The following is a 7,331-nucleotide window of genomic DNA, read 5'->3' on the forward strand; positions in this document are numbered from 1 at the left end:
CCGCTTCGGCGATCCCGGCCTTTACTTGGCGTTGCTGGGTACCTGCGAAGCCAGCCAGTCGCCGAACGTGGTGGGGTACAGGGTCACTTCTTCGCCCTCGACGGGAACGATCATGCGCTCGTCGAGCACCGCACCGTAATACTGCGCATCCGGGTCGGTCAGCACCCGGCGGGCATCGCCGGTCGCGGCGAACTGGGTTCGGATGAAGTCGTCCATGCCCCGCTTCTCCGGGCCGGCGATGTTGATCACCCCATTGACCGGGTCACCGATCGCAGCGTGGGCGACGGCCGTGGCCACATCCGCGGCCGCGATGGGCTGAAACGCCCCATGCGGCGCGCGGACCGTGTCACCGTCGGTCATCGAATCAGCAATGCCCCCAACGAATTCGAAGAACTGCGTAGCCCGCACGATCGTATACGGAGCTCCCGATTCCGCGACCACCTTTTCCTGCGCGATCTTGGCCCGCATGTAGCCACTGGCGGCCGCCCGGTCGGCTCCCACGATCGAGAGCGCGACGTGATGCTGCACGCCGGCGTGCCGCTCCGCCTCGAGGAGGTTGCGGGTAGACGTGGTGAAGAAATTCAGCACATCGTCATCGGCCCAGGACGGCGAGTTGGAGACGTCGACCACCGTGTGGACACCGACGACGGCCTCGGCGACGCCCTCGCCGGTCACGGTGTTGACGCCGGTGCTCGGAGACGCCGGGACCGCTTCGTGTCCCTGCTCGGTGAGCATGGCGACCACCTGCGACCCGATCAGCCCGCTGCCACCGATTACCAAAACCTTCATGATCACGCCTTTCAAGCTTCCCGGTGAACTGGCCTCTTCAGCATGGCCGGTGCGTCGACCGGTGGGAACCCCGGAAAGCCCGAATTCATGCCGAACTCAACCGGCCACGCGGGCGTTTGATGCCAGGCGATCGAGCGCTGAGCCCCGAGCCCTGCACGGCCTTAAATCAACTGCTTGACTTAACGCTCGCGCCCCCGATTAACTCGTCAGGTGGTTAACGAACTCGAGGGCAAGGTCGCCGTCGTCACCGGCGGCGCATCCGGCATCGGTCGCGGCCTCGTGGAGCGCTTTGTGACGGAGGGCGCGCGCGTCGTCATCGCCGACGTCGAGACCGAGCGAGGCGAGGCACTGGCGACATCGCTCGGCGCCAACGCCGCCTTCCGGCAGACGGACGTCGCCGACCCCGAACAGGTAGGAGCCTTGGTGGCCGGGACCGTCGAGAAGTTCGGCGGCCTACACGTCATGGTGAACAACGCCGGGATTTCGAGCCCCCTGCGGAAGTTGCTCGACGACGACCTCGCCGATTTCCACCGGGTGATGGGCGTCAATGTGCTGGGCGTGATGGCGGGTACCCGAGATGCCGCGCGGCACATGGCCGAACACGGTGGCGGGTCGATCATCAACATCACCTCGATCGGCGGGATCCAGGCCGGCGGCGGTGTGATGATCTACCGTGCGTCCAAAGCGGCGGTCATCCAGTTCACCAAGTCCGCCGCAATTGAGTTGGCACACCACGAGATTCGGGTCAACGCCATCGCGCCGGGCAGCATACCCACACCGATTCTGGGGAAGTCGGCGGCCGGCATGGACCCCGAACAGCTGAAGCAATTCGAGGCGCGGATTCGCCAGGGGATGCGCGACGACCGGCCGCTGAAGCGCGAAGGCACGCCCGATGACGTCGCCGAGGCGGCGCTGTATTTCGCCACCGACCGATCGCGCTACGTCACCGGGACCGTGCTGCCGGTCGACGGTGGGACGGTGGCGGGCAAGGTCGTTCGGCCCAAAAAGCAGGGCTGACGACGCGCCTCAGGATCCCGAGCGTGACGATGCGGTCACGTTCGAGCGCCGGCGTGACGATGCGGTCACGTTCGGGGTCCGGCGCCCAGGCCCAAGCCTCGCGTCCGGGGCCTCGCGGCCCACGCCTCGCGTCCACCGATTTCAATTTAAATCAATCGCTTGACTTAAAGCTCGGCGCGCGGTTGACTAGCGCAATGACCACCGTCGGCCGGGCTGTGCGCACCGAGCGGGCCAGCTCCACCCAAGAGGCGATCCTGGTGGCCGCCGAACGCCTGTACGCCGAGCACGGCATGTTCGCGGTGTCCAACCGGCAGGTCAGCGAGGCCGCCGGTCAGGGCAACAACGCCGCGGTCGGTTACCACTTCGGCACCAAGGCCGACCTGGTGCGTGCGATCGAGCACAAGCACCGGGGACCCGTCGAGCAGCTACGCGAGCAGATGGTCGACGAGTTGCTGGAATCGGGAACCGCCGCTGGCCGGGACGCCGAACTGCGCAACTGGGTGGCGTGTCTGGTGCGTCCGCTCACCGATCACCTCGAGGAGCTCGGAAATCCGACGTGGTACGCGCGGTTCGCGGCGCAGGCGATGACCGACCCCGCGTACTACAACATCATCGTCAAGGGCGCGCTCAGCTCGCCGTCGCTGGTTCAGGTCGTCGAGGGCGTCAACCGGTGCCTACCCGAGTTGCCGGCCGAAGTGCACTTCGAACGCAACATCATGGCGCGAAACCTGTTGATGCACACCTGTGCCGACCGTGAACGCGCGCTGGCCGCGGGTGCGTTGACCTCCCATCGTTCGTGGCGGGCCGCGGCGTCCGGCCTCATCGACGCGATCGTGGGCCTGTGGCTGGCACCCGTGACGGCGCACGAGTAAGGGGTTGGGAGATGAAAGTAACTGTTAACCAAGATGTTTGCGCTTCCTCGGGCAACTGCGTCATGAACGCACCCGAAGTGTTCGACCAGCGCGACGACGACGGCGTCGTCGTCTTGCTCAATCCCCATCCAACGTCCGAACAGGCTGAGGGCGCGCGGCGGGCGGCGGCCGCCTGCCCCGCACAGGCCATCCACATTGAAGAATGAAATACGGCGAGGAATGAGAAAGATGTCAGAAGACACGCTGACAAGCACCACAACCGAGCGGCCCGCCGACATTCCGGACTATCCGATGGCCAGGCAGGCCGGCTGCCCGTTCGCGCCACCACCGGATGTCATGGCACTGGCTGAAATCAGGCCGCTATCCCGAGTCCGGATCTGGGACGGCAGTACACCGTGGCTGATCACGGGTTATGAGCAGGTGCGCGAGCTGTTTTCGGATTCGCGGGTCAGCGTCGATGACCGGCTGCCCGGGTTCCCGCACTGGAACGAGGGCATGCTGTCCACGGTGCACAAGCGTCCGCGCTCGGTCTTCACCGCCGACGGTGAGGAGCACACCCGGTTCCGGCGCATGCTGTCGAAGCCCTTCACGTTCAAGCGCGTTGAAGGTTTGCGCCCGACGATCCAGCAGATCACCGATGACCACATCGACGCGATCCTCGCCGGACCTCAGCCCGCCGACATCGTGAGCGCGCTGGCGCTGCCGGTGCCTTCGCTGGTGATCAGCCAGCTGCTCGGGGTGCCCTACGAAGACGCCGACATGTTCCAGCACCACGCCAACGTCGGCCTCGCGCGCTACGCCACCGGTGAAGACACCGTCAAAGGCGCGATGACTTTGCACAAATACCTCACCCAGCTGGTCGAGGCCAAGATGGAGAATCCGGCCGAGGACGCGGTATCCGACCTCGCCGAGCGCGTGAAGGCCGGCGAACTCAGTGCGAAAGAGGCCGCCCAGTTGGCCACCGGATTGCTGATCGCCGGGCATGAGACGACCTCGAACATGATCGGACTCGGCGTGCTCGCCCTGCTCGAAAACCCCGACCAGCTGGCCGTCATCCGAGACGCGGAAGACCCCAAAATCATCGCCAGCGCGGTCGAGGAGTTGATGCGCTACCTCAGCATCATCCAGAACGGCCAGCGCCGCGTCGCACTCGAAGACATCCACATCGCCGGAGAGACGATCCGTGCCGGTGAGGGCATCATCATCGACCTGGCCCCGGCAAACTGGGATTCGCGCGCGTTCTCCGAACCGGACCGGCTCTATTTACACCGCTCGGGAGCCGACCGCCACGTCGCATTCGGCTACGGCCGGCATCAATGTGTCGGGCAGCAGCTTGCCCGCGCCGAGATGCAGATCGTGTTCCACACACTGGCCCGGCGCATTCCCACGCTGAAACTGGCCATTCCCATCGAGGACGTGCCGCTCAAGGACGACCGCCTCGCCTACGGCGTCTACGAACTGCCGGTGACCTGGTAGCCCAGCTGGCTACCTTTGAAAACTGCGGATCCGAATGGAGGGTCAAAGATGACGACTCGAACAAGCACGCTCTACCCGCCCGGAGGTTATGGCGCTCCGAAGGATCGACGCGGCCACGCCGCCGACAGCGATGTGGGCCTGCCGAAGGGGACCGTGGTCTTCTCGGCCGACAACCACATCTCGCTGGCCGATGACATTTTCTACCAACGCTTCCCGGATGACCTGAAGGACAAGGCGCCACGGATCTGGTACGAGGACGGTGCCTACCAGGTCGGTCGCAAGGGACAGTCGTTCCTGCCGGGTGACTTCAGCGCCGTGCTGATGCAGTACGACGACCTGCCCGGCGCCGCGAGCACCAACATCGAGGCCCGGATTCAGGAACTGCACGACGACGGGGTCGAGAAGGAACTGGCGTTTCCCAACGCGGTGCTGGCGCTGTTCCACTACCCGGACAAGCAACTTCGCGAGCTGGCCTTCCGCATCTACAACGAATACATCGCCGAACTGCAGGAGCGTTCCAACGGCCACTTCTACGGCGCCGGCCTGATCAACTGGTGGGACCCGCAGGGCACGCGTAAGACGATCGAGGAGCTGAAGTCCTTGGGGCTCAAGACGTTCCTGATGCCGTTGAACCCGGGCAAGGGCGACGACGGCAACCCGATCGACTACTCCAGCACCTCCATGCGGCCGGTGTGGGACGAGATCGAAGCCGCCGGTCTCCCCGTCACGCACCACATCGGGGAAACCCCGCCCAAAAGCCCGACTGAGTTCAACAGCGTCGTGGTCGGCATGATGATCAACATCGACGGATTCCGGGAGACCTTCTCCAAGTACATCTTTGGCGGCATTCTCGACGACCACCCGGGCCTGCGGGTCGGCTGGTTCGAAGGCGGTATCTCCTGGGTCCCGTGGGCGTTGCAGGACGCCGAACATCTGGTCGCGTCCTACCAGCACATGTTCAACCGTCCCCTGCAGCACGACGTGCGCTACTACTGGGACACGCATATGAGCGCGTCGTTCATGGTCGACCCCCTGGGTCTGCAGCTGATCGACCAGATCGGCGTCGACAAGGTCATGTGGTCCAGCGACTATCCGCACAACGAAAGCACCTACGGCTATTCGGAGAAGTCACTGAAAACCGTCGTCGACGCGGTGGGTGCGGCGAACGCGGCGAAGATTGTCAGCGACAACATCACGAAGTTCCTGGGACTGTAGTGACGACGTTCGCGCAACCGGACACCAACACCGATAACGGACTGGTGATTCCCGAAACACCCGACCTTCCCCGCCTGCGCCGCGAGACGGGGGCCCGGCTGCGGTCGGCGATGGCCGAACGTGGCGTCGACGCGATGGTCCTGCTCGGCAACAACGCCGTCGTCTACGCCACGGGTGCGAGTTGGCCACTCGGCGACGCCGGGCTGTCTTACGTCGAGCGTCCGGTGGCCGTGGTGCTCGCCGACGACCAGTGGCCGCACCTGTTCCTGCCGTTCCGAGAGGGAGCTTCGCAGGAATCGGACCTGCCCGCCGACCACCTGCACGGGCCCGTGTATCTCGAATTCGATGAGGGTGTTCGGGATTTCGCGCGTCAGATGGCCGACATCATTCCGGCCACCGCGGTCGTCGCGGTCGACGAATTGACGGGTGCGATGTCGCGTGCCGGCAAGGTCTTGTTCCGCAACGGCGCCCCCGTTGACGCCGCCGCCGTCGTCAGCGCGGCCAAACTTGTTAAGACCCCGGATGAGTTGTCCTGCATGCGCACCGCCATCCGGATCACCGACGAGGCGATGGTCGAGGTCCAGAAGCGGCTGGCCCCCGGAATCCGTCAGATCGATTTGTCCGCAAGCTTTTTACGCCGAGCCTTCGAGCTGGGGGCCACGGCCAGCATGCTCGAACCGATCTGGCAGGTGATGCCGCCGAGCAAGGCCGAGGGCGTGTGGACCACGCACGGCGACCTGGCGCTGCCGCTGCTGAGCACCGAGCGTGAGCTGGCCGAAGGCGACGTGCTGTGGACCGACGCCAGCATCACCTACCAGGGCTACTGCTCCGACTTCGGGCGCACCTGGATCGTCGGCCGGGATCCGTCGCCGCGTCAGCAGGCGCAGTTCGAGAAGTGGTTCCAGATCATGAGCGCGGTCCTGGGTGTCGCCAAGGCCGGCGCCAGCGCGGCGGATCTGGGGCGGGCCGCGATCACGGCCAATGGCGGCACCAAGCCGTGGCTGCCGCACTTCTACCTGGGCCACGGCATCGGCGTGAACGCGGCCGAAATGCCGATGATCGGAACCGATCTCGGCCAGGAATTCGACGAGAATTTCGTCCTTCAATCCGGGATGGTGCTGGTCCTGGAGCCCGTGGTGTGGGAGGACGGCACCGGCGGCTACCGCAGCGAAGAGGTCCTGGTGATTACCGAGGAAGGCTGGATCCGTTTGACCGACTACCCCTATGACCCCTATGGGAACTGAAGTCCTGCCCGACGAGCGCACGCTGCGCTCGGGGCGTCGCCAACGGGCGCTGGACCAGATGGCGGCACACGATCTCGACGTCCTGGTACTCGGCCGGCAAGCCAATGTCCGTTACGTGACCGGTGCGCCGCAGCTGTGGGTCGCGGGCACCCGGCCCTTCGGCCCGACCTGTGTGGTGTTGCGTGAGACCGGTGCCGTGCACCTCCTCAGCACGTGGGATGAGGGCGTACCCGACGACATTCCCCACGAGAACCTCTACGGCATCTCGTGGAACCCCATGAACACCATGTCGGCGCTGCAGCGCATCGACGGCGCGGCGACCGCGCGGCGCGTCGGAACCGACGCGCTCTCACCGGTTTTCGCGCAGCTGCTACCGACCGCGTTCCCCAACGCACAGCTGGTGGACGGAGAACTCGCGATGCGGGCCGCCCGCCGTGTGAAGACGGCCGAGGAGATCGCCGCATTGCGGGAATCAATCGCGGTGGCCGAATCGGCACTGGCGGCCGCGGTCGCGGAGTTGCGGCCGGGGGTAACCGAACAAGCGCTGGCCGGTGTCGTGCTGGAGGCCTCGGCGGCGGGCGGCGTGAGCACCCCGTCGAATCAAGACGTCGCATGGGTGACCTCGCGCACGCACCCGTGGCGCCGCGCCGACGGTGACGGCCGCATCCAGGACGGCGATCTGGTGGCATTTTCCACCGGGGTCCTGGCGGGCGGCTAC

General features: G+C 65.7%; 8 protein-coding genes. 7 read left to right on the forward strand and 1 reads right to left on the reverse strand.

Going from position 1 to position 7,331, the window contains the following annotated elements; translation table 11 throughout:
• Positions 1 to 21 precede the first annotated feature (21 nt).
• Entirely contained in the window at positions 22 to 789 is a 768-nt protein-coding gene (locus Q0W90_RS21755; protein WP_297597381.1) for an SDR family oxidoreductase, read from the reverse strand.
• Between the two features lie 210 nt (positions 790 to 999).
• Between Q0W90_RS21755 and Q0W90_RS21760 the strand changes: the two genes are divergently transcribed.
• From Q0W90_RS21760 to Q0W90_RS21790, 7 genes are all read left to right on the forward strand, one after another.
• Positions 1,000 to 1,806, forward strand: a complete 807-nt coding sequence (locus Q0W90_RS21760) for an SDR family NAD(P)-dependent oxidoreductase (protein ID WP_297597383.1) — start codon at positions 1,000 to 1,002, stop codon at positions 1,804 to 1,806.
• A gap of 194 nt (positions 1,807 to 2,000) precedes the next feature.
• On the forward strand, positions 2,001 to 2,678 hold the full coding sequence (locus Q0W90_RS21765) for a TetR family transcriptional regulator (protein WP_297597385.1): 678 nt from the start codon (positions 2,001 to 2,003) through the stop codon (positions 2,676 to 2,678).
• Positions 2,679 to 2,689: 11 nt separating this feature from the next.
• The gene (locus Q0W90_RS21770) at positions 2,690 to 2,884 is read left to right on the forward strand and encodes a ferredoxin (RefSeq protein WP_297597387.1); all 195 of its coding nucleotides are present in this window, start codon (positions 2,690 to 2,692) and stop codon (positions 2,882 to 2,884) included.
• A gap of 22 nt (positions 2,885 to 2,906) precedes the next feature.
• The gene (locus tag Q0W90_RS21775) at positions 2,907 to 4,154 is read left to right on the forward strand and encodes a cytochrome P450 (protein ID WP_297597388.1); all 1,248 of its coding nucleotides are present in this window, start codon (positions 2,907 to 2,909) and stop codon (positions 4,152 to 4,154) included.
• A gap of 153 nt (positions 4,155 to 4,307) precedes the next feature.
• Entirely contained in the window at positions 4,308 to 5,369 is a 1,062-nt protein-coding gene (locus Q0W90_RS21780) for an amidohydrolase family protein (protein ID WP_297597395.1), read from the forward strand.
• Positions 5,369 to 6,613, forward strand: a complete 1,245-nt coding sequence (locus Q0W90_RS21785; protein WP_297698965.1) for a M24 family metallopeptidase — start codon at positions 5,369 to 5,371, stop codon at positions 6,611 to 6,613. The genes Q0W90_RS21780 and Q0W90_RS21785 overlap by 1 nt, the downstream gene beginning before the upstream one ends.
• Positions 6,603 to 7,331 (forward strand): aminopeptidase P family N-terminal domain-containing protein (locus tag Q0W90_RS21790; RefSeq protein WP_297776530.1); only part of this gene is annotated, 729 nt, incomplete at its 3' end. The genes Q0W90_RS21785 and Q0W90_RS21790, both read left to right, overlap by 11 nt.

Source organism: Mycobacterium sp., from assembly GCF_025933915.1.
In the GTDB taxonomy this organism is placed as follows: Bacteria; Actinomycetota; Actinomycetes; order Mycobacteriales; family Mycobacteriaceae; genus Mycobacterium.